Annotated in this window: 17 protein-coding genes; 6 read left to right on the plus strand and 11 right to left on the minus strand. The window is 34.7% G+C overall.

All coding sequences use genetic code 11. The features are described 5' to 3' along the window. Nucleotides 1-562 precede the first annotated feature (562 nt). Nucleotides 563-715 (plus strand): hypothetical protein, encoded by a 153-nt coding sequence (locus KO524_RS02665; RefSeq protein ID WP_219289480.1) that lies wholly within the window; start codon nucleotides 563-565, stop codon nucleotides 713-715. Beyond that, nucleotides 712-1,221, plus strand: coding sequence for a hypothetical protein (locus tag KO524_RS02670; protein WP_219289483.1), 510 nt, complete (start codon nucleotides 712-714; stop codon nucleotides 1,219-1,221). The genes KO524_RS02665 and KO524_RS02670 overlap by 4 nt, the downstream gene beginning before the upstream one ends. Before the next feature lie 81 nt (nucleotides 1,222-1,302). On the opposite strand, the gene KO524_RS02675 is transcribed toward KO524_RS02670, so the two are convergent. The 3 genes from KO524_RS02675 to KO524_RS02685 all read right to left on the minus strand — a co-directional run bounded on the left by KO524_RS02675 (nucleotide 1,303) and on the right by KO524_RS02685 (nucleotide 6,438). Next, a complete protein-coding gene (locus KO524_RS02675) occupies nucleotides 1,303-3,804 on the minus strand; it encodes a DUF262 domain-containing protein (RefSeq protein WP_219289486.1) in 2,502 nt (833 codons plus the stop codon). Nucleotides 3,805-3,806: 2 nt separating this feature from the next. Further along, the gene (locus KO524_RS02680) at nucleotides 3,807-5,642 is read right to left on the minus strand and encodes a DUF262 domain-containing protein (RefSeq protein WP_219289488.1); all 1,836 of its coding nucleotides are present in this window, start codon (nucleotides 5,640-5,642) and stop codon (nucleotides 3,807-3,809) included. 346 nt (nucleotides 5,643-5,988) lie between these two features. Then, nucleotides 5,989-6,438, minus strand: coding sequence for a hypothetical protein (locus tag KO524_RS02685; protein WP_219289491.1), 450 nt, complete (start codon nucleotides 6,436-6,438; stop codon nucleotides 5,989-5,991). Nucleotides 6,439-6,978: 540 nt separating this feature from the next. Here KO524_RS02685 and KO524_RS02690 point away from each other — a divergent pair. Together KO524_RS02690 and KO524_RS02695 are read left to right on the plus strand one after the other, a co-directional pair. Continuing rightward, a complete protein-coding gene (locus tag KO524_RS02690; protein ID WP_219289494.1) occupies nucleotides 6,979-7,434 on the plus strand; it encodes a hypothetical protein in 456 nt (151 codons plus the stop codon). Next, nucleotides 7,431-8,135, plus strand: a complete 705-nt coding sequence (locus KO524_RS02695; RefSeq protein WP_219289496.1) for a hypothetical protein — start codon at nucleotides 7,431-7,433, stop codon at nucleotides 8,133-8,135. Before KO524_RS02690 ends, KO524_RS02695 begins: the two co-directional genes overlap by 4 nt. A 96-nt stretch (nucleotides 8,136-8,231) precedes the next feature. Here the strand turns inward: KO524_RS02695 and KO524_RS02700 are convergent, their stop codons facing one another. Next, a complete protein-coding gene (locus tag KO524_RS02700) occupies nucleotides 8,232-8,645 on the minus strand; it encodes a hypothetical protein (RefSeq protein WP_219289499.1) in 414 nt (137 codons plus the stop codon). A gap of 901 nt (nucleotides 8,646-9,546) precedes the next feature. Here KO524_RS02700 and KO524_RS02705 point away from each other — a divergent pair. Then, a complete protein-coding gene (locus tag KO524_RS02705) occupies nucleotides 9,547-10,362 on the plus strand; it encodes a hypothetical protein (RefSeq protein ID WP_219289501.1) in 816 nt (271 codons plus the stop codon). Nucleotides 10,363-10,489: 127 nt separating this feature from the next. On the opposite strand, the gene KO524_RS02710 is transcribed toward KO524_RS02705, so the two are convergent. From KO524_RS02710 to KO524_RS02740, 7 genes are all read right to left on the minus strand, one after another. Beyond that, on the minus strand, nucleotides 10,490-11,584 hold the full coding sequence (locus KO524_RS02710; protein ID WP_219289504.1) for an efflux RND transporter periplasmic adaptor subunit: 1,095 nt from the start codon (nucleotides 11,582-11,584) through the stop codon (nucleotides 10,490-10,492). Between the two features lie 18 nt (nucleotides 11,585-11,602). Beyond that, complete coding sequence (locus KO524_RS02715; RefSeq protein ID WP_219289506.1) at nucleotides 11,603-14,776, minus strand: efflux RND transporter permease subunit; 3,174 nt, start codon at nucleotides 14,774-14,776, stop codon at nucleotides 11,603-11,605. Nucleotides 14,777-14,785: 9 nt separating this feature from the next. After that, the gene (locus KO524_RS02720) at nucleotides 14,786-16,171 is read right to left on the minus strand and encodes a TolC family protein (protein WP_219289509.1); all 1,386 of its coding nucleotides are present in this window, start codon (nucleotides 16,169-16,171) and stop codon (nucleotides 14,786-14,788) included. A gap of 106 nt (nucleotides 16,172-16,277) precedes the next feature. Further along, on the minus strand, nucleotides 16,278-16,697 hold the full coding sequence (locus KO524_RS02725; RefSeq protein WP_219289512.1) for a hypothetical protein: 420 nt from the start codon (nucleotides 16,695-16,697) through the stop codon (nucleotides 16,278-16,280). A 296-nt stretch (nucleotides 16,698-16,993) separates the two neighbouring features. Then, nucleotides 16,994-19,225, minus strand: coding sequence for a TonB-dependent siderophore receptor (locus tag KO524_RS02730; RefSeq protein ID WP_219289515.1), 2,232 nt, complete (start codon nucleotides 19,223-19,225; stop codon nucleotides 16,994-16,996). Beyond that, entirely contained in the window at nucleotides 19,197-19,919 is a 723-nt protein-coding gene (locus tag KO524_RS02735) for a hypothetical protein (protein ID WP_219289518.1), read from the minus strand. Before KO524_RS02735 ends, KO524_RS02730 begins: the two co-directional genes overlap by 29 nt. A 69-nt stretch (nucleotides 19,920-19,988) precedes the next feature. Beyond that, on the minus strand, nucleotides 19,989-20,198 hold the full coding sequence (locus tag KO524_RS02740) for a thiocillin family RiPP (protein ID WP_219289521.1): 210 nt from the start codon (nucleotides 20,196-20,198) through the stop codon (nucleotides 19,989-19,991). A gap of 1,091 nt (nucleotides 20,199-21,289) precedes the next feature. Here KO524_RS02740 and KO524_RS02745 point away from each other — a divergent pair. Continuing rightward, complete coding sequence (locus tag KO524_RS02745; RefSeq protein WP_219289524.1) at nucleotides 21,290-21,730, plus strand: hypothetical protein; 441 nt, start codon at nucleotides 21,290-21,292, stop codon at nucleotides 21,728-21,730. Nucleotides 21,731-21,791 lie beyond the last annotated feature (61 nt).

Consider the following 21,791-nt stretch of genomic DNA (forward strand, 5'->3'; position numbering starts at 1 on the left):
TCAATAATACTACTAAAACATCTACTTACTTTAAACTATATAAACAACACATCACTTCCTTACTAAGGATACCTTTTCTAAAATATAAATCCTACTCCAATGAGTCGTTTTATTCTTATGAATTAAAATAATATAAAATCGAAAAGACAAATTTTTCGTGAATACCTAAACGTCCAACATGATAAAGAATTCTTGTATTTACTAGGACTCGGACGGTAGCGTAGTTGAATAGTTATACAATTGGCGCGCTAGCGGGGAATCACCAAGAAACTTTCAAACAACCCACTCACTACCAAAACTTTAACACAATTATTTTTAGCTCATTTTTGGTATTGCGCCAGAAATATTTATATTTGGTTTAGAAAATATTACGATTAAGCGTAAGCTGTCGAATTTGGTTGCAGAAAACTCGGAATCTTCTAAAAACCCAAACTTCGATGGACTTACGCTCGTGCCAACTATTGGCGTGGGCTAAGTCTTTCTGGGTTTTGGGCATCCGAGTGCCACTGCAACCGATTGACTTTAGCTTCACGCCTTTTTTAACCTTAAAAAAACCGGCACGATGAAAACCCCAACCAACACCACTCCCCTTTTTAATGCGATTTTAAAGACCCTGTCTATTAAAACAGCTATTGATGACTCCATCTCCACTTTAGGCTTTAAACCAACGAAAAACAACGCTATACTTTCACTCTTCAAACTCCCCAGCTTATGAAAACGAAAGAATTTTATACCGTACTGTTACCGCTGATCAACAGCATACTCACCGGCAAGCCGTTTGTCGATGCTAAACAAAGTCCCATTCGATTGTCAAGGGCTTTTATAAGTTCACTAACTGATTCACTTCCTCCCTCATTCAACAAACACCTAGTCCGTTGTATTAAGAACTACTTAAAGAATCTCAATGAAGCAGAAATAAACCAACTCTCTTATTTTTTTGTAGACAATCGTCAATTACTTTCGGTAGCGGTTTTGATTCGAGATGCCGAGTGTACTTCCATACAATCCAAAGCCTATTATAACGATGAGTTAATCCTGATACTGCTCGATTTCCTCGAACACAAAAAGTCCGATTTGAGCCTGCATTTAACGCTTTATCTTTATCTGGAAAACCTATTGCAAATCGAAATGGAAAAAGGTTATATTTCTATAGAAACCTACCGCAAGACACTTCGTTTTAATTCGAGAATCAGAATAAAAGATGAAATTGCTTTTTACTAAGCATAAGGTGCTGATTTAGTAAAATCACCCGAAAATAGAGTTTCGCATTTATTGGAGGAATCTCGCGGTACGCATAGCAATTCATTGCTTTTTATTAAAGTCTTTAAGATTGCTTAAAATCAATAATAATTGACTTTTCACCGTATCAAATGGTATATTTGATAGCACTAAAAAAGTACCCTTTTTTTCAAATTGGTGTTTCTCCATAAAAGTATTTGCGATTTCTTTGTCAATTTCTCCTACAGTTCTTCTACCAAATCTTATTTCAAATGAATTTGAAACAAAATGACAATCCATGAAGTAATCAACCTCGTCATATATCCACCCGGTTAAGGCAATACATGGTTCAAGATTTCCTCGTTCACCAGTAAAATACCACAAATTGGTAAATGGTGGCAAAGCTAAATCTGTAGATTTTTTAATTTTCGTGTACCAATAATAAGAACGCAACTCTCTTTGTCTCGAAGAATTTAATGTCTTTTCTAAGAAGCGGATAGTATACTCATCCGGCATTGTAAACAAAGCACTACCACAATGGTCAAAAATCGTGGGCTCATCAAGTATCAAGTATTTCCAATTATCAATAGCTAAATTGGTTTTTTTAGCGGCGATTAATGCAGTAATCGCATCAAATTCACAGCTATTGCTATCCAATAAATCTTTTAAAACACTTCTTTTAACATCATCATCAAATAGAATTCTCCAATTTTCATTTCTATCCCTTGAAGTTCCAGTTGATGACTTATAAAATTTAAATCGGTTTGCACTTTCTCTTTTTAACCAGGTATTGGCTTCATCAAAAGCAAAGAATAGACATTGTAAAATATACGTATCCGAAGTAACATTGCTTTCACTAAATAAAAGAGATAATTTATTTAAGTACTCTTCAAACGATTGAATGTTGCCATTGGATAGTTTAAAAATAAAGTCAATTTGACCGTAGAAATAAAAATGATTTTCCGCTTTATTTATTAATTCAGACCATTTTAATGCATCCACATCAGAAAGAATTGAATAGGTTTTTTCACATTCCTCTTTACGTTGATTTTCGTTAAAAAAACTGATCCAGTTTATCTTCTCGTCATCTTCAGCTAGAATATACAAACCTTTGTTTATATCCAAAACTTTTGCTTTGTCCAGATTGTTTAAAGCCATAATAGCTGAAATGTACGCCGTGCTATCGTCAATCCTAGAGTTATAAATTAAATTTCTACTAACCCGTAACCAATCTTTAAATTTATCCCAGTCTTGTTGGGTATATTTATTAATATCTATTTCACCTTTTACTTCAAGGAACTTAAAAATGGAAAAGAAAAAGGTTTTATGGTACAAATTAAGCCCATCAAATTCTGTTAGAAGAGATTCCGTGAAACTTCGTTCTATTTTGCCTTTAAATGTATCTGTCCAAACTTCATTGATTATCTCATCTAGTTTTCTTTCCTTATCACTAGCAATAATTGCTAAAATTTTAAAAATGTAATCTAAAGTAGTTTCATTAAACACATTGTGTTGTTCATATTTTGAATTGGGCGTATAATGAGTAGGCTTAAGTAGTTCAATTAATTCCCTTTCTAATGAATAATTAATATCTGACTTTACTGTAGAAGTACTTATCTTTTTTAGCATTGCCATGTTTTTAAAGAAAGCCATAAAATTAGCATCAACATCGTCCACCACTTTTTTTGTTTTCCAAAAAAGGTCTAACCAATCTTTATCCATCTGATATTCCCATTTATAATCAGGCAGTGAATTTTTATGTTGTTTTTCTAACCATGCTTTAAAGTTTTCAAAATCGGTTAGTCCTTTGCCACGGGCATTCATTTTAACATATAGGTCTTCATCAAACCCTTCTTCTTGAATGTCAAAATAATCAAAATCGATACAGTTCTTTTCTGTTAAATTAAACCAAGAGTTACTACAATCAATTTTTTTCTCAATGGTTTGTTTTCTGATCTCGTCGAGCATCACCAACATACCAGCTACAGTTGGATCTTTTTGCCATGAACTAAAAAACCACGACTGATTTTTAATAGATTCAGAAAGCACTTTAATATCGGTATACTCTTGAGGATTAAAATGTAAAATCACGTTTCTATTCTCAATTATTTTTCCAATAAACTGAGTGGTACTATCTCTGGTTTTGTAATTAAAATTTGCTAGAATGGATACGTCTTTTTCTGCCATAGTACCAAGGTACAAATGCAATAAAAACAAGGTAGTAAGTCTCTGTTGGCCATCGAAAGGAATCAACACTTTATCGGCACTACTAGCATTCGGTTTGGACGCTACTTTACTTTCAAAATCGACTCCAGCATCTTCACTATATCGTTTTAATACTTGAAGCATTTGCTCTAAGCTTTGCTTGCTTTTATTAAAGTTTGCTTGATTGGTTTTATCCACTGACTGTCCGAAAACAAAATCTAAATTTAATGTCTTACCCGATTGTAGTACATCTAATAAATCAGATACAATACTTTCTCTTATTGCGTCAACTCTTTCATTAATTCTACCTTGTGCGTAATCGCGTTGAATTTCCGGAATTTCAATCTTATCCTGAATTATTTTCCAAAATGTTTCTGCCATAACTAATTATTATTTTTAGGTAAAAAATCCTCAAGTAACTTCTTAATATCTCTGGTGTAATCTTCTGCATCTTGAGCAGACCAATAACTCACTTTTATCTTGTTATCTGTGCCCGTGTTGGTGGTCTTCTTTAGAAAATTATTAATAGTAGCTAAAGGAATATAAGTGCCGTTTGCAATAGTAGATGCATCTAAAATTAAACTGCGTTTTTTTAAAAAACCCTTATTCCCTATTTTGCTATTGGTAGCTTTATCAAGTAAGGCTTGATTGCCTATTAGATGTAAGCCTAAAGCATCGTTTACCGTATCTGAAAACTCTTTCAGTTGGTTTGATAATTCGATAGTTAAAGTACTGTCTTTTAAGACATCTAGTTTTTTCTTTAATTCGGCTATTTTAGCTGTGTATTCCTTCTTTACATCCTCTTCGTCTTTAAATCGTTCTTCATAATCATTCAACCATTCTTCAGCATCTTCTTTCGATTGTAATAACTGGGGATTTTGAGGATGAATATGTTCTATACTCCATCTAGTCTCTGGGTTTTGATATAAATCAAATGGAAAGCGCTGATTAGGAAAAGTTCTTTCTATAAGTTTGATATTATACAGCAACAAGGTGTTTTTACATTCTATATAAGAGTCCACATAATGCAAGGTATCTAATGCATAGACTTGATAACTTTGATTGTTTTTGGTTTTTTCTCGAGCGAAATTTTTTGTAATTGTTTCTAAGAAAAGAGATTTTATTTCTAATTTTGTTTTGTTTTCTGTTTGTTTTATGATGTCTTCTAAAGTCATAAAATTAGCATTGATTATAAAACCAATTAAATGATAATTTTCCACATCATCGTACCATTCTTTTAGACGTTGGTAAATTTGTTTTATTTTTTCCCAATCTAAATCTTCTCTTCCTTTGCTATACTGACTATAGGAATAGAATTCACCATCAACTTTTACCTTTTTGCAATGAATATCAAACAATCTTCCTATTCGCGTTGGATAGTCCTGTTCGATTGAATTAGTTACAAAATACCAGAAAGTATTATTGTGCAATTCGTTTTCGATATAGTCCCATTCTCCAGCTAATTTTTTCTTTTTAAAATCACGTACATCCCAAGGGTCATCGCTCTTTTCTATATCAATTATAAAAAGGGCTTTAATCAATTCGGCACTTGTTAATTTTATTTTACCTGCATTCATATTGATAAAAAAATCTTCAACGGTCTGAATTCCTTCTTGTTTAATTACAATTGGGTGCCAAATTACATAGGTTTGTTCTGTTAGTTTTTTATAAAAAACTAATCGCTCTTCGCTTTTTTTAAGATACAACCAATTGTAAATAATTAGGTAAGCATTAAATAGATGATAATTATCGATATTATCTTTATCTGGATTATCGCTAATAAACTCCTCCCACTTAGCTACTAAATTACGACCCAAAAATGCTTTGAGAATATTAAGTTCTCTTATATCATTTAAAAAATCTTTCGTAGACGATCGAGTATTGTAATCTAACCTATAAAAGGGCTCCGTATGTATAGAAAAGCAATTTTTAAGCACAGTTTGGATTAAAAACAATGTTGTAGCTCGTTGCTGACCATCTATTAGTTCCCAAGTCTTATTATCTCTTCTTATAACCGCTAAAGGTTGAATACAGTATTTTTTATCACTGGCAATACTATTGATATCATTCAATAAATCCTCTACTTCCTCTTTGGCCCATCGATACCCACGTTGGTAACTGGCTACATAAAAAACCTCTAGTTCTGGATGCTTATTTAATTTTTCAATAGAAAGCAATTCTATTTGATTTAGATTGCCGTAGGTCATGTCTTTTGTCATCGATATTCTACTATTTTGCAAATTGCAGTTATATTAACCACTCCATTTTTTATTAAAAACTCATTCATTTAATTTCTTAAACAGTCTTGAAATATAATTAAATATTTAGTTGTCACTTTCTAAAGGAACGATACACAAAAAAGTGATCGTTATGAAAAAATATTACTGGTAAAACAATTCCTAAAATTGTTAAACATCTTTAATAAAATTACGCGATATTATTCCCTTTAGGATAAGTAATCCAGACAAACAACTATGTTTTTTGTTCCTATAGACCATAAAACAAACTCCAGCTATTACCAAAATAGCTGGAATTAAAAATAAGGAATTCATTAAGCTAATTCCTTTAAACGTTCGTAGCTTTTACATCCTTACTTTTCGATGGAATACTTCCCCAAATCCCTAACCCTACCAAGATTAGAAAAACCAGCTTACCTCCTATTTTCTTCCAAAAGGTCATGGGTTGTTCGGCCGTTTTTACATCAAAATTATGTTTCTCTTTTAGTATGTCGGCAGTTTGATCATCAAGTTCAAAATACGTATTGTTAGAGATATCCGTTAAGACATACCTCCCGTTTGTATTCCATAGCGACATCCACAATAAACCGTACTCATCATAAATATAGGATAAGTTTACTTTCTGCCCTGCCAATTTTTGAATTTCAGAATCGGTAGGCAATTCTTGGACTGTTTCAACTGTTTCACACGGAAAACACAACGGAATTTTCGCTTTTGCCGAAGCAAAACTAAACGCAAAAAGCGCAATTGAAACCGTTAAAAGGGATTTTTTATTCATATCATATGGTTCTTTAATTATTTATCCTTAACAATCATTTAAGATTTGGGACAAAATTAGCTTTTTAATTAACAAAAAAATAAAAATATTAAAAATTTATTACGATAATAATTGATTGTATTTTGTAAAAAATGTTAATTACAAGCATCGTCAACAACATAGATAACTAAATGGTATTAAACCATAACCGATCTAATTTCGACCTTATTCAAATGCGAGTTAAGAAATTTACGTTAGCAAAATAGCCGCGAATACATATATTAGTGTGTTTCTTTGAGTGTTAAAAGTTTACAAATAATAATTATATTCGTAGCGTACAAAATTTCGATAAGTGTAGTACTACAATCGGTGTGTCAGCGAATGTTTTACTGCTGATTCCCATTTCAAAAAATAGCCAGTTGTGGTAATCTAGGTATTTCTGGTATTTGGTAGGCTGCCAACCTAAATAGTGTAGCGTGGTTGTTAAATCGGTTAAAAGGAGAATAAGGGATTTTTCAAAACGTACAAACCCCATTAAAAAACAATATAGCGCCAAAAAAAATGAAAAATTCTCTAAAAAAGTTAATCCTATTACTGTGTATTTTTTCGACCATCAGCTTTGTAACTTCCTGTTCCTCAAGATATATTAAAGTGGTCAATGCCGATGCTAAAACCGAATTTGGAATAACAATGACAACGCCTTCTCAAGGGATGTTTTTTGTGGAAAACAAAAAAATTACGGGCTCCAAAAGTGCATTGGAATATCATAACAGAATCGCAAATTCTCTTTATAATGACTATGGTCCGTCAACAGATAAACGTTTTGTTGGCAGCACTAACGCCAGACAATTAAAATTTATTACAAAAGATAAAACGTACTTGATAGACATTACAAAATTAAATGACCGAACAGCAATGATTTTGTTTGATGGAAACAACAAACCTTCTATAGTGTACAATCCAAAAAATTACGAAAAACGATTTTTAAAAAATTTATATTACAATAAAACTAAATGAAAAACATCCCAAGCATCTTTATTTTCTTCATTTTTAGCTTTTGTGCTTTTGCACAAGAACATACCCAAACAGACGGAAAAGCATCCTTTGCCCTATCCTATACTTTTACTACCGATGTAAAAAACGATTCTAAGCTTCAGGACAACACCTACACTCGGGAAGTAGAAATACACAAAACAAGACTTAGCGACAAAATAGTCAAATATGATTTTTTCTGTCTGAATATAGAAATTAAAGGTCCTAATAATAAAAGTTACCTAAAGAAAGTGGCCTATGCTTTTGATGAAATATCGGTCTTGGTCAATGTAAATGGACGAATAATTGAGGTTACAAAACCAGCCGACATGGATGAGAGATGGGAAAAAACGAAGGGAAAAATACTTTTAGATTATAAAGGGGAAGTCATTACTAATTATTTAAAAGAAATCGATCAAACCATAGAAGACAAAGAAAAACTTACCGCTTTTTTACAAAGTGATACGATGTATGGATTATTTCTAAAAGCATTATCAGAAATAGATAATCCCATAAAATCATCAAAAATAAAAACAAAAGAAGGTTTAAAAATAATTACTCCCGAGCCTAAATCTATAGACGAAACAGTACAATATACTTTTCAAAATCATATTTTAAATAATGCCGTTAAAACCGTTCCTAATATGCAATACGAAATAAAACTTATAGGACCGATTACGCCATAATTACAATTTCCATACTCCGTTTAGATGTTTTTAGTGTTACGATTGCGCTTAAAACACCACTCCTCGATGTTAAACAAATGAACAGGTTTGTTTTGGCTATAATCCAGTAGATTTTACAAAAATATACGGAGGATTTTCCATATATATTTTCAAGGTATCCTTGGTGGGGTTTAACAGATAGTTAAAAATATCTTCTTCTCCTTTTGACTTGAAGTCACCAGGTGTTAGATAATAAATCTTAGATGCGTCATTGTACCAATACCTACCTCTATTGTGATCATATTTATTAGTATAAATACTATACTCATAGGTTATTACCTCAAAATCGGTAAAATGCTCGTATAAAGGATTTTTATTCTCTTCCTGGTCTAGGTGACGCCACCAACCTTTCAACGCTTCTGAGTGCTCTTGATTTTTGTAATGCTCCTTTAAATCTTTTGCCTCATTTTCACAAGAAACAAAAGCCAAAATGGCGAAAATAGCAAGTGTTTTAAAGTTTAGTAATTTCATTCTTACGGTATTTGTACTGTTGTATGTTTGTTTTTTTATTTTAATAATCATTTGCGGCATCACTTTCCGATGAGTAGCTTTTACCGCTCACATCTTTAGATTTACACCGACTGAGCTACAGTGCGGCAAGCTTATTTCATCCATTTATAAAACCTCTTCAATTGCATATGGTCGCTTTCAAATGTAGCCAATCTTACTATATTATCCACTAAAATAATACAGCCCAAACAATAAACCTATTTCATTGATATTGTGAATACTATAATTCCTTGCATCACCTAACAGCGCTGATATTTTAGGGAATCAGCATTTTACAGTCTATTAAAATCAATCAACAGTTTTATTTTCCGAAGATAAAGTTGGACAGGGTGCGCATAGTCCAAAAATAACTATTAACCCATTTATGATTTCGGTTTTTATTGTATTGGAAAACCTCCTATCCAATTTGAATGCGTTGGTTAATTGAGAGCATCTCGAGCTCACTCTAAGATTTCAATAACAAACAAGCTGCGCTAACTAGTCCCATCCTACCGTATAATTACAGCTATAATGTCTCCACTAAAAGAATTTTTCAAAGTATTGAAAACAATGTCATGGTATCGGAATTGTAAAATTTAACATCAATATTTCAATCAATAAATAAGATTTCTTTTTTTATTTTATATTTTTTTTTATTTTAGCCAACAGTAAATGACTCATGCTTAGATTAATGCATAAAATAAAATTCGAATTTACTAATCCCCTCCTACGTAAATCTCTAAATCTTTGGCGAAAATTCAACCAATAAAGTTGTACAATAGACTCCACGATTTTATCTAAAAAGGTGCTGACATTCCAGCAAAAAACAAGACAGCATACAGTAATCATAAGCAAGGTTCATTAGATTTAAAATTGGATTATTATGATATGCACTAGAACTCTTATCTTCTTGCTTTTTATTTTTTGCTTCACTGCTAAATCACATGGTCAAACTGCGGAAAAATTATTTGGAGAAGAATCGACTAAATTTAGTTTTGTACTACAACCATCCATACTTAGAGGCTATGAATTAGGAATTGGTCCTGAAAGGGTTACAGACAAGACCCCAGGCATTTCATTTAACAATTCTTTTTCGCCACAATTTGGTTTTTTTTACAATTTTTATCAGAAAAACAATTTTAATTTCAAAGCTGGTATTATAGCAAAAGCATTTATTCCGACCTTTAATCTCCATATTCCCAATGACATTTTAAATGCAGGCTACGATTATTCTAGTGGTTTAGACCATTTCGAAATGGCAAATCAATTTGTTATTTCGGAAACGTTTAAAACAGAATATTTTTATAATATCACTGATAAATTAAATTTGGTAATTGGCTTAGGTATTAGTTTAGACATCCGAACCAGTGGAGGAAATGATCAATTGACGGTTGGTATATATGACTACAACCAAGAAACCTATCAAACGATTTTTTCAGTAGAATCTAATGAACAACAAGTTACCGGTTCAATAGATTTTTCATTGGGTTTAAATTACAAAACAAATTTCGGTTTGTTTCAGTTGGAGTTTTTTAGTAATTCTCAATTATTGTCTTATCCTAAACAGGGTATTTATCAATTTCATTTAAATCAACAAGAACCTCAAATAGGTGTTTATACCATAAAAGGAGATTACATCGGACTTGCGGTAATCTTTACGCCTGCCCAAGGTTGGCTGAAAAAGAAATCTAAAGTATAATACCCGATTGTATCATCGTTTTTTGTAGGATTAAGTACGATGACACAAAGCGATGGTTTTTATATAGAAAAAAGGCAATAATGGGAAAACCACTATTGCCTTTTTAGTAACTGCGCCTTAAGCACTATTATTTATTGATTTTACCCTCTTTAATTTCTTCAGACGGTTTTACTATAATTTTGTCCTGAGCAGAAATATTCCCGAAAACTTCGGTTAGCGTATCCATTTGTGCACCGATGCTGATGGGAATTCGCTGAACCTCATCGTCATTTAAAGTCAAAACATAAATTCCCGATTGGGTTTGTAACACGCTTTTGCTATTAACCCAATTCGATGGTTTTTTGCGTTGTAATTTTAGTTTTACTTGAGCGTAGTCGCCTCCTTGCAGTTCTCCTGCTGCATTGTTTACATCAAATTCCAACTTTAATGCGCGATCGTGTTGATCGAGCATACCGGAACTACGAGAAAGTACCGCATCAAAGGTTTTGCCTGGTTGTGAGCTTACTGTAAATGTCGCCGTCATACCGTCCTTTACGGATGAGGCGTGTTTTTCGGGTAATGATAGGGTGAGTCGCAATTTATTTGCCTGTGCCATCACAAACAAAGGGGTATTGGCACCGCTACCGGCCAGGGCACCTACCGATACATTTCGCTCTGTAATTATTCCGTCAAAAGGTGCTGTAATACGTAAATATTGCTGTAGTTGTGACGAATGTGCCGTACCCGATTTGGTGGCTTCATAAGCCGATTTGGCGCTTTCCATAGCACTCTTAGCACGGTCCAATTCAATCGCAGCTACGGCACCCGTCGTTTTAGAAGCTTCGACCAAACGATCGAAAGCTTGTTTGGCGTATAGGTAATCGCTATAAGACTTTTGCTCGGTGGATTTGGTAGCCAAGTACTGCTGTTGCATTTCGGGCGCTTCCAATACCGCCAAAAGCTGTCCTTTTCGAACGCGATCGCCACGGTCAACCTGTATTTGTTTTACAAATCCACTGACTTTAGCATAAACCACCACTTGTTCAAACGGTTTTAGTTCTGCCGGAACCGATATCTCGTATTCGGGATTGATCACTTGCACAAGGGCTGTTTGATGTGTAATCGCTTTAGTTTCTAGAGCCTCCTTTACTGCTGTTTTTGGTTGGGAACAAGCCCCAAAAAACAAGGCTACGGTCGCACCTACTAGACTCGCTTTTTTATTTTTTATTATACTGTAATACATCGTTTTATATTTTGGATATTATTGCTTTACGGATTGTTCTAAAAAATTCTTGTTTTCAATATCGTCTGGATCTAAAGTCGGACTGATAATAGAGGTTCTTGACATGATTGAAGAAAAGAAATGTGGTACTAGGAGTAAAATGGTAACCGTAGAAGCGATAAGTCCCCCGATTACCGCTCTGCCCAAAGGGGCTATTTGTTCGGAACCATCGCCCAAGCCTAAGGCCATAGGCAACATACCGGCAAACATGGCCGCCGCTGTCATCAATACCGGTCGCAATCTTGACGATGCCGCCAATCTGGCTGCATTAGCCGGTTTTAGCGCCAGGTTTTTACGGTAATATTCTGCCTGATTTACCAGTAAAACCGCGTTGGATACTGACACTCCCAAAGACATAATGATTCCCATATAGGATTGCAGGTTAAGCGTACTGCCGGTGAGGAAAAGTAAAATAAGACTTCCCGCAATTACCGCTGGTAAAACCGAAAGTATTACCAAAGGAATTTTAAACGATTGGTAATAGGCCGCTAACATCAGGAAAATAACAATGATAGCCACTCCCAATCCTGTCAAAAGACTGTCCAAGGTATCGTCTAACAATTGCAAGGTTCCCTCTGTCCATACGCTGATACCGCGTGGTGTTTCACCCACAGCTACAATCGCTTGTTTTACCGCTCGTGATGCCGTACCCAAATCTTTGTTATATACATTGGCAATCACCGTAACATATCTGTTGGGACCTTTGCGGTTTACCTGTGCAGGACTGCTCACTCTTTTAATGGTGGCAACGTCTTCGAGTACCGGGCGTAGATGTCCCTTTTTCAATGGAATCGAACGCAGCTTTTCCTCCGATTGCATGATGCGTTCCGGTATCTGAACCTGTACTTGGAATACCAAACCCGATTTGGGATCGATCCACAGGTTTTTGTCTGTAAAACGCGTCGATGATGTTGCGGTTACTAAACTACGAGTAACATCCTGCATCGTTAGTCCAAACTGTCCCGCCAAATCGCGATTCACCTCGATTTCCAAAGTGGGATAGGCAACGGGTTCTGCAATGCGAATATCTCGTAAATAGGGAATTTCCTTTAAATTGGCTTCTATTTTAGAGGCGTGGGCAAAGGCTGCCTTTACTTGGTTCGCTCCTACTTTTATCTCTATAGGTGTCATCGCACCCTGTCCCATGATTTTTTCCGTTAGTTCCATCGGTTCAAAATTGATAACCACCTCCGGATGCTTTTTGGCAATGCTGGTTCGAATGTTTTCTTTAAGTTCTTCTATGGAACCGCTGTACACACTTTGGTTAACAGATACTTGTAAAACAGCCTCGTGAGAGGAATTGGTAAATAGGAAAATGGGATTAATAGGTGAACCCGCTGGGTGCATACCGACAAAAGCAGAAGTAATGTTCAATCCGTTTTCCGGTAGTTCGGCTTTGATATCGTCAGTAATGGCTTTGACAATTTGCTCTGTTTTTTCTATTCTACTACCCGACGGTGCCTGAATACGCAATTGAAAATCACCGTTATTAGACAAGGGCATCACATCCGTACCAACTACAGTTAATAATAGTGCAGCGATACTACCGGCAATAAGTACATATACCACAAAAAGCGGTAATGCCTTGGTGGACCATTTGCGCATACGAAAGGAATAGTTCACTCTGAATTTCTCAAAAAAAGCGCGTTTCCTCGGTGTATTGGCAACCTTGTTATGCTTGTCCTTCATCATCCAATTCGCCAATATGGGCACAAAGGTTTGCGAGGCCAAGAAAGAAGCAATCATCGCAAAGGCCACAGCCATAGACAACGGCATAAACATGTCCTTAGGAATACCTGTCATTATAAAAGCCGGTGTCAACACCGCAAGTATACAGAATAGGATGAGCAATTTTGGAATGGATATTTCTATCAAGGCATCGAGTATGGCTCGTTGTTTGGGTTTTTCCAATTCCATATGCTGGTGAATGTTCTCAATGGTGACGGTGGCCTCATCGACTAAAATACCGATGGATAAAGCCAAACCACTCAGCGTCATGATATTGATGGTTTGCCCAAAAAGGTATAATACGGTAACAGCCGAAAGTATAGCAATGGGAATGGTAAATACCACTATCAAGGCTCCGCGTACATCGCCCAAAAACAACAAAATAACCAAACCGGTAAAAATAGCTCCCAACAACCCCTCGTGAATCAGGTTGGACAACGAACGCTCGATATAGATGGATTGATCAAATTCATAACTGACCTTGACATCTTCTGGCAATTGTTCTTTTAGTTTTGGAATCGAGGCTTTTAGATTTTCTACTGCATCCAAAGTCGAGGCATCTGCTTTTTTGATAATCGGTAAGTACACCGAGCGCTTTCCATTGATTAACGCATAACCCACCGTTTGGTCTGCTCCATCCTCTACTCTAGCCACATCACCCACATAAACCGTGCGATGGTCGCTGGTTGTAATTGGAGTTTTCATTAATTCTTCCGGACCTTTTGCTATGGAGTTGATCGGAGTCATCAGGTTTTCATCGCCTATACGGATGTTACCCGCAGGCGACGGAAAACTGCTTTTGGTAATGGCAATAGTAATCTCTTCCGGACTTAGTCCATTGGCTTGCATGGCTTCGGGATCGATGTTGACAACCAATGATCGAATCGTACCTCCAAACGGAGCTGGTGATGTAATCCCAGGGATTTCTGTAAACATCGGTCTTACCCGTGTAATAGCTAAAGTTTGAAGTTCGTTAACGGAGCGCTGATCACTTTCAAACACCAACTGTCCGATGGGCAAAGAACTGCCGTCAAATCGAACCACCATAGGCGGTACGGCTCCTGCTGGCAAAAATCCCATCGCTCTGGATACCGAGGTGGAAACCTCTCCGGCAGCTTGTGCCATATTGGTTCCCGGATAAAAGGTAAGCTTCATCAGGGTTAACCCCTGAACGCTTTTAAAATCGATGTTCTTGACCCCACTTACAAAGAGCAGTACTTTTTGGAATTCATTGGCCATAAAACCGTCCATATAAGCGGGAGTTAGTCCTCCGTAGGGCATGGCGATATACATAGCAGGTAATTCTACCTCGGGAAATATATCTATGTTTATTTTCTTTATAGTGCTGTAAGAAAAGAAAATGAGGGCAAGCACAACCACCATAATGGCAATAGGCTTTCTTAATGCAAATCTAATCAGGTTCATAGGTAAGGCTTATAGGTGGTTAAACAAATAGTCGAAATCGGTGGTCAGCTCCGCCTCATAAGCGAGTTGCATCCAATAGTCGCGAGAAGCTTCCATGTGAAGGTTTGCCGCTTGCTCGAGTAAATTTTGTATCTGCAATAATTCACTCAAGGCTATCAGACCGCTTTTATACCGAGCCAAATACATCTGATATGCCGCTTGCGATTGCTTAACGGCCTGATCTGTTTGTATAAGCTGTTGGTATTGTTGAGCTATTTTCGATTGTGAAGCCGCCAAATCAGCCTGCATGGCTTGCTTGTATTGCAACTGTAACTGTTGTACACTTTCTGCTTCTTTAAAAAGTTTTTCCCCCTTGAGGTGATCGCGTTGCAAGGCGCTAATATCCCAAGTGATGCCAATGCCCACAAGATAGTTGGTCGCGGTATTATTAAAGCCGTCTTTCCACGATCCCGACACCGGTTCGTTGGTTTGGATGCCGGTTCCTCGATAGGAATAACCTCCCAATAAACTGACAGTAGGCAAAGACGCTCTTTTTTGAGCTTCACCACTCAAGGTATAATATTGGGATTTCTCTTCTAAGGCATGGAGAATCGGATGTGCCGAATCTACACTGCTAAACTGATTTACAGCCCCCTGTGACAGCTGAATAAATCGCTCCGAAGATTCCATATAATCAACGGTATCTCCGCCATAAAGCTCCAATAACTTAATCAGCGATGCATTTTTAAATCCTTCCCATTTATGCTGTTCTCCCAAAGCTTGGATGTGCGATGAAGAAGCCAACAGACTATCAGCTGCAGGTCTGAGTCCCGATGCCGATAACCCAGCAGTAGTTTTGCGGATATCATTCAAACGTTCCACCTGCTTTTGAGTCCAATTCCATTTGGCCTGATTGTATAAAAGATTGATATACCGTTCGGACAACAGCTTTTTTAAACGGAGTAAATAAGCCTCTTTTTCACTGAGTGCTTGCTGGTATAAAGCTCCTGCTGCTTGGTTTTGCTTGCGCAATTTTCCGAAGGAATACAATTCCCAATTCACTGTTGCTGAAGCAAAAGTATTGGCCGCCGAAGTACTACTTTCTATAGGAACAGCGGCACCGCTTACATTAAAGAAACCCGCTTGCGGAAAAAAAGCGCCTAAACTCCCCTCATAAGTGCCGTAGGTGTTCTGTGCCTGTGCTTTGAGCTGTGGCAGTTGGTTGCTTTTTACCGCTCTTTGCTGATAATTTGCCGCTTCAACTTCGGCTGTTTTGGATTTGATACCCGAATAGTAATCTGCTACCTGAGACCATAAACTGCCCAAGTTATTTTCTTTTGGTTGCTGTGCATATACGGGAAATGCAACAGCCATGACAAAGCCCCATAAGGCCGCTGCCAAAATATGTTTCATCATATTATTGTACCGATTTTGACGCGATTGCATAGGCAATCAGACATCATGTTAAAATAAAAAAAGGAAATACACCTATAAAACTATTGCGTTTTACAAGTAAAGGAAATTACAGTGTGTAATGGATAATCAGCTTTTTATATTCCAAAAAGAGGGGAATAGCCGTTTGTATTTTGCCACTATCGCTATAAACAGGGTGTTTATCTTCTTTGTTTTCCAAGCGAAAGTTAAAGACAAAGAATACCGCAACGGTAAAAATAAGTAATGGTAATACATCGTTATCTGCTAACGAAAACTTTTGTATAATAGTAGTGTCTTCCGTTTGGAATTCAGCACATTTTTCAACAGCAATAGTAGATGTATGCTTACTGCCTTTGGGAAAACCCTGTTCGGTGTTTATCGGCAAACCCGTTAAGGTTTTAATATTGCCTTTAACCGGACAAGACGTGAGCAGTACCATCAATATCACAGCAATAACATAGCCGTATTGCTTGTAATTCATAGCGCTATTGGATACTGTCTTATTCATATGGCGACTAAATTAGTTTTATTTGTCGTAACCCGCAAGTATAAAAATTGTTTTATGATTTTTAACACTTTAGTAAAGGGATTAACTGTCGCATTTTAGGTATCAATTCGCTATTGCGTTTGTCCACATATACTTCTATCTATTTAGGCTTCATTTTTATCGTCAAAAATTTTTCAAAAATAAAGCGTCAACGCTCAGACTTCATTTAAGCTTTTATTAAATATGGTTTCCCAGGAAAATTAACATTGGGTTCATCAAAATACGCACTCCATAAATTATTTGTCATAATTAAAAATTTAAAATGTTCGAAAATCGTTTGAATTTTTAAGATCCTTTTGATTAGTATTATTGTTTCCAAATTGATAAGAAAAGAAAAGTCTTATACCTCTGTTTTTATAAAAAATTTCTTTTTTATAAATATCAGATCTATTATCAATTTCGTTTGTATATCTAAATCCGCGACTAAAAGGATTATCTATAGAAAAAGCAAGGATGGCTTTATTATCGAACACCTTCTTTTGAATAGAAAAATTACTGTAAGTAAAATTATTTTCCTTTCCATACAATAGAATTTCAGGGCTATTAAAGTTTCCAAAAAACTGAATATCAATACTTTTATTAAACTTAAAGCTTAGGTGTAGGTTGTTTTTAATTTGAAATCCTTTGTTGTGATTCAAATCATATTTAATATGCTTATAGAAAAAATCCATTCCATAATTCACCGCAAGTTTTTTGTTCAATAAATTGGAGGTAATCCAATTACTAACACCTACAGCATAATAGTTTCCAGAATTTAAATACGACATAGAGTTATCGGATAATACGGTATTGATAACTCGTTTATTATAGACAAAAAAAGGAGAAGCCTTTAAGAAAAAAGCATCTGATTTATTGGAATATCCCAGTTCAAATTTATTGGAGACAACTGGATATAAATGGGGATTTCCTTTTTGTAAAATCACAGGTGATATTAATGAAGATATGGGTAGTACATAGGAGTTGTTCGGATTTATAAAACTCTTATTGTATGAAAAATAGAACGTATTGGCAATATCCTTTTTATAATTCCCTTTTAAAGAATAAAACAAACCGTTTCTTCCAATATTATGATCACGCCATAGGTAACTATAAGTATTAAAACCTACCCCCAATTCAAAAGAAAAAGGACTTAGATTAATCAAATTGTTTAAATAAATATTAGATACCATTTTTTCAGCATTAAAATTTAAATTTTCTATCACCGATTTTCCTTTTATCTCGTCATATTGAAAATGGGCTCCGGTTTCGACTTCATACTTCCTTGAAAATTTATAAGCGTAGTCCAGTTTTATATTTGACGAAAAAATAGCTGTTTTATTATTACTCTTATAATGATAGACACTTTCATTTTCGGAACGAAAAAACAAGGGAATCCAACCGAAATCATAAGATAACTCCAAATTTGAAAGCTCTTTCTTACTATTATAGGAAAAAACCACATTAGAATAGGACGAATTATTTTTGGAGTAATACCTGCCTAGAGTATCTTTTGTAGTATAAGATTCTTTATTTTTTATATCCTGGTTTAAAAATCTAAATGAAAAATCAAACGAACTTTTATTCTTTAGTAAGAAAGTAAGATTCGCATTATAATTGTACAAAAAACCCTTACTTTCTCCTGCGCCCAAAGTCAAAACATCATTTAAAAGATTTTTAAATTCTGTATTATTAGTATATGTTAGGGACGAAAATGATTGGGTTAATAGCATGTTTTTACTTATTAATGTATTGTAATTAGAAAAAAGATGACTCCCTTTATCTCCAAGCCCAAGATTTATATAACCTGATTTATTTACATAGACACTATTCTTCGTTACAATATGTAATATGTATTCTGCCGAGCTACTATCTTTTATTGATGGAGACAAAACAACTTCAATTTTAACAATATCAATTGGAGGAATGCTAGATAAAACAGTTTTTGGGTCAGCATTGCGAATTATTTTATTATTTACTTTTACTTGAATATTTACACTTCCTCGTATCGAGGGGGTACCATCAAAACCTACCGATATACCCGGAACTCTTCTTAATAAATCTGCTGCACTTACAGCGGCAATACTCCGGTCCTTATCTACATTATATACTGTTTTATAGCCATAATCTTCTATGATATTTTTTGCAGCAAAAATCACAATCTCTTCTAGTACATCTTCAGCTATATCCGTAAAATTAAAATATGTAAAATCTTCTTTCAAAATAGCATTACTCCTATTGACAGAACTGCTAAATCCTCCCAAATCTAAAGTGACTTTATCATATGCGTAGGCTATCGTATCATGTAATAAAGCATATCCCCATTGATCCGTCTTCCCTTTAAAAACAATAGTATCTTTTATAACAATAGCAAAATCACATGTTACGCAAGGACTCTCATAGACGTCAAGTTTTAATTTAACTCCTCTTTGCGATTGAGAAAACATGATATTAAAAAAAAATAATGGCAGAATAAAAAAACTCCTATTCAGGTTTTTTAAATATGCTTTCATCTATTTGTGGATTAATATTAATAGACAGTATCTCTGTTATAATTTTCAAATTATTCGCCCCCACAAACTCTCTATACATTGGAAAGTTAATACCATCCGTCCTTTTATAATTAGACATTATCACTTCTCCAATCATATTTTTAATTTTCCGTAAAGTAAATTTCTTAGAATCTATATAAAGTTTTTCTTCAAAATCATTATTGTAAGTCAAAGCAATGACATAACAGTTATCCCACTCGACCTTCTCCGTTTTCTCTAACAAAACAATTTTTTTTATTTTTTTAGAATCCTCACTTTTAGAATAATAATCATATAGCGGACTCAACAGGTTAGCTTGATATAAAAACTGCTTTTGTTGAGCAATAGACAAATCGGTTACTTTACTAGTGCTTAAATAGGGATTTAGCATCCAACCCTTGTCTCTTTTTACTGCGATTATATATTGACCATTTGACATCAAAGAAGATTGATAAAATGATTCTTTATTTTCGATAATTAGTGTCTGAGGAATTTCAGAATTAGCATTAAATACCAATTGCTTAATTTTGACACTTTTGAGTTTCTCTAGATGTTCCGTAGCACCTAAATTGGCAACAAATTTTTCTACTACTACCTCTAAAGTTATTTGAGAATAGCCATTGTTTAAGAACACAAAAAATAAAATTACTCCTATTAAGTTTTTATTAAGCCTCATGAAAATTAATTCTAATTGTTGTTTTTAATTAAAAAAATCAGGAAATAAAAATCTCCTGATTTTAATTAGCTAGCCCATGCACCCAAACGTTCCAAACGTTCCGGCACAACCACATGCAGTTCCTAGTGTTCCAATTGTTCCAAAACAACCTGTAGCCAAATCGATTTCATCAGGATTAATATTCGAATTCATTGAAGAAAAACTACTGGCTTCTACTGTGATTTTGTCAGAAGACTCCATCATCGATAGAAAGTCCTCATTTTGTAAGTTTAAACTCATAATAAAAATTTAATACTCACAACTAAAATAATTAAAAATTCACACACAAACAGCGATTAAGTGTTATTATTTGCTTTTTTAACAAAATTTAATTGATTAATATTATTTTAATATGATTTCACCGTACTATTAATAACTTTAATATCAACAACAATACTTATGCTATAATTACCTTAAATTACTAAATAATAAATTTTTAATTAACATATATTGGTAAATTTTAATCAAAGTATATAGGTGTAAATAGTCTTATTCCATAAAGGAAAGTGGATTTTATTCTGCCAATGCAACCGTATGTTTTAATCAACTGTAAAACATTGTAGAGCTGTAGGTCTGCCATAACAACTAAGATTGTTTTGATGACTGCATCGAACCTTGATAGATATCAAACAAATACCTAGCCGTGGAAATCGTGTATATTAAATTCGTTTTATGAGCAAGGGAATCCGCCACATATTGATTCCATACCTTTCTTTAATGACAACTTTTATGGCGTATAGGGAGCTGTCTTTGACATAGAACTTTATCAATATAGTACGAAGTATGGAAACTGACTGTTTCCTTATTTGTGCATAATACTCCATGGAGGTAATTTTCTTGTTGTTTTGTTCGTCCCATACAGATAAGGCTGTAATAATATACCTTTTAATGATTGATACAGTCCGTGGAAGTATAGGCAGCTACTACCGGTATTTAATTAATTACAACCGTTTCTTTATCAAATGACTTAGTTCTATTTTTTTAATTCATTAGATAACGCTAGCGCAGAAATATCTTTTTCGGTTCGTGGAATATCGTTGAATCAGTTATATCCATATCGATTTTAATCACGGTCTGCGATAAATTACAAAAAAAAGCTGTGCTAACTAATCCCCTATGTTTAACACAAGTAGGGCTCTTCGAGGTAATATTTGTTAAAAAAACTGTTTTAAAAAGTCCATGTAGAAGTGATTCTCAAATTTAAGCGTTTATAATTCGATCATTTACTATATAATTAATTTTTGCGCTGGGTGACTTCTATAGATTTTCAAATTTAACTGGGTATATAATAAATTATTTTAATTATTTTCACCGTTTAAATTAAAAAACTCATGGCCATCATCAAGATTGAACGAAAAAACGATTTAAGCAATCGATTTAGAGATTATAATATTTATATAGACGGCAATAAAGTTGGAACCATAGCCAATGGCGAAGTCAAAGAATTCACGGTCGACTCCAGCGGTACACACTCCGTAAAAGCTACTATAGATTGGTGCAGCAGTCAAGAACTGTTTCTAAATTTAAATAGCGCAGATACCATTCCGTTAAAGCTCAACAGTATCACTACTAAATGGGGTATATACTACTTTTTACTGACCTTGTTCGTTGCGGGAATAAACTTTGTATATAAAAACGAATTTATATCACAATTAATGATGGTGATTGTGTTACCCGGTCTGCTTATTATGATTTACTTCTTTACTTTCGCGCGCAAAAAATATTTGAAATTAACACAAATCGATACAGTTATAAGCGAACAACGGCATTAAAATTCCTATTCCAGAAAATCCGTACCATACCAGCTGACTCCCGGTTAAAAGGCACAATCCC

It is taken from the genome of Flavobacterium sp. NKUCC04_CG, assembly GCF_019345525.1.
Lineage (GTDB): Bacteria > Bacteroidota > Bacteroidia > Flavobacteriales > Flavobacteriaceae > Flavobacterium.

Excerpts from the sequence above, each read along its gene's own strand:
- KO524_RS02710 (WP_219289504.1), bottom strand. The coding sequence starts at position 11,584 with ATGTATTACAGTATAATAAAAAATAAAAAAGCGAGTCTAGTAGGTGCG.
- KO524_RS02680 (WP_219289488.1), bottom strand. The coding sequence starts at position 5,642 with ATGACAAAAGACATGACCTACGGCAATCTAAATCAAATAGAATTGCTT.
- KO524_RS02705 (WP_219289501.1), top strand. The coding sequence starts at position 9,547 with ATGATATGCACTAGAACTCTTATCTTCTTGCTTTTTATTTTTTGCTTC.
- KO524_RS02730 (WP_219289515.1), bottom strand. The coding sequence starts at position 19,225 with ATGAAAGCATATTTAAAAAACCTGAATAGGAGTTTTTTTATTCTGCCA.
- KO524_RS02715 (WP_219289506.1), bottom strand. The coding sequence starts at position 14,776 with ATGAACCTGATTAGATTTGCATTAAGAAAGCCTATTGCCATTATGGTG.
- KO524_RS02745 (WP_219289524.1), top strand. The coding sequence starts at position 21,290 with ATGGCCATCATCAAGATTGAACGAAAAAACGATTTAAGCAATCGATTT.
- KO524_RS02675 (WP_219289486.1), bottom strand. The coding sequence starts at position 3,804 with ATGGCAGAAACATTTTGGAAAATAATTCAGGATAAGATTGAAATTCCG.
- KO524_RS02685 (WP_219289491.1), bottom strand. The coding sequence starts at position 6,438 with ATGAATAAAAAATCCCTTTTAACGGTTTCAATTGCGCTTTTTGCGTTT.
- KO524_RS02740 (WP_219289521.1), bottom strand. The coding sequence starts at position 20,198 with ATGAGTTTAAACTTACAAAATGAGGACTTTCTATCGATGATGGAGTCT.
- KO524_RS02700 (WP_219289499.1), bottom strand. The coding sequence starts at position 8,645 with ATGAAATTACTAAACTTTAAAACACTTGCTATTTTCGCCATTTTGGCT.
- KO524_RS02725 (WP_219289512.1), bottom strand. The coding sequence starts at position 16,697 with ATGAATAAGACAGTATCCAATAGCGCTATGAATTACAAGCAATACGGC.
- KO524_RS02720 (WP_219289509.1), bottom strand. The coding sequence starts at position 16,171 with ATGATGAAACATATTTTGGCAGCGGCCTTATGGGGCTTTGTCATGGCT.
- KO524_RS02695 (WP_219289496.1), top strand. The coding sequence starts at position 7,431 with ATGAAAAACATCCCAAGCATCTTTATTTTCTTCATTTTTAGCTTTTGT.
- KO524_RS02670 (WP_219289483.1), top strand. The coding sequence starts at position 712 with ATGAAAACGAAAGAATTTTATACCGTACTGTTACCGCTGATCAACAGC.
- KO524_RS02665 (WP_219289480.1), top strand. The coding sequence starts at position 563 with ATGAAAACCCCAACCAACACCACTCCCCTTTTTAATGCGATTTTAAAG.
- KO524_RS02735 (WP_219289518.1), bottom strand. The coding sequence starts at position 19,919 with ATGAGGCTTAATAAAAACTTAATAGGAGTAATTTTATTTTTTGTGTTC.
- KO524_RS02690 (WP_219289494.1), top strand. The coding sequence starts at position 6,979 with ATGAAAAATTCTCTAAAAAAGTTAATCCTATTACTGTGTATTTTTTCG.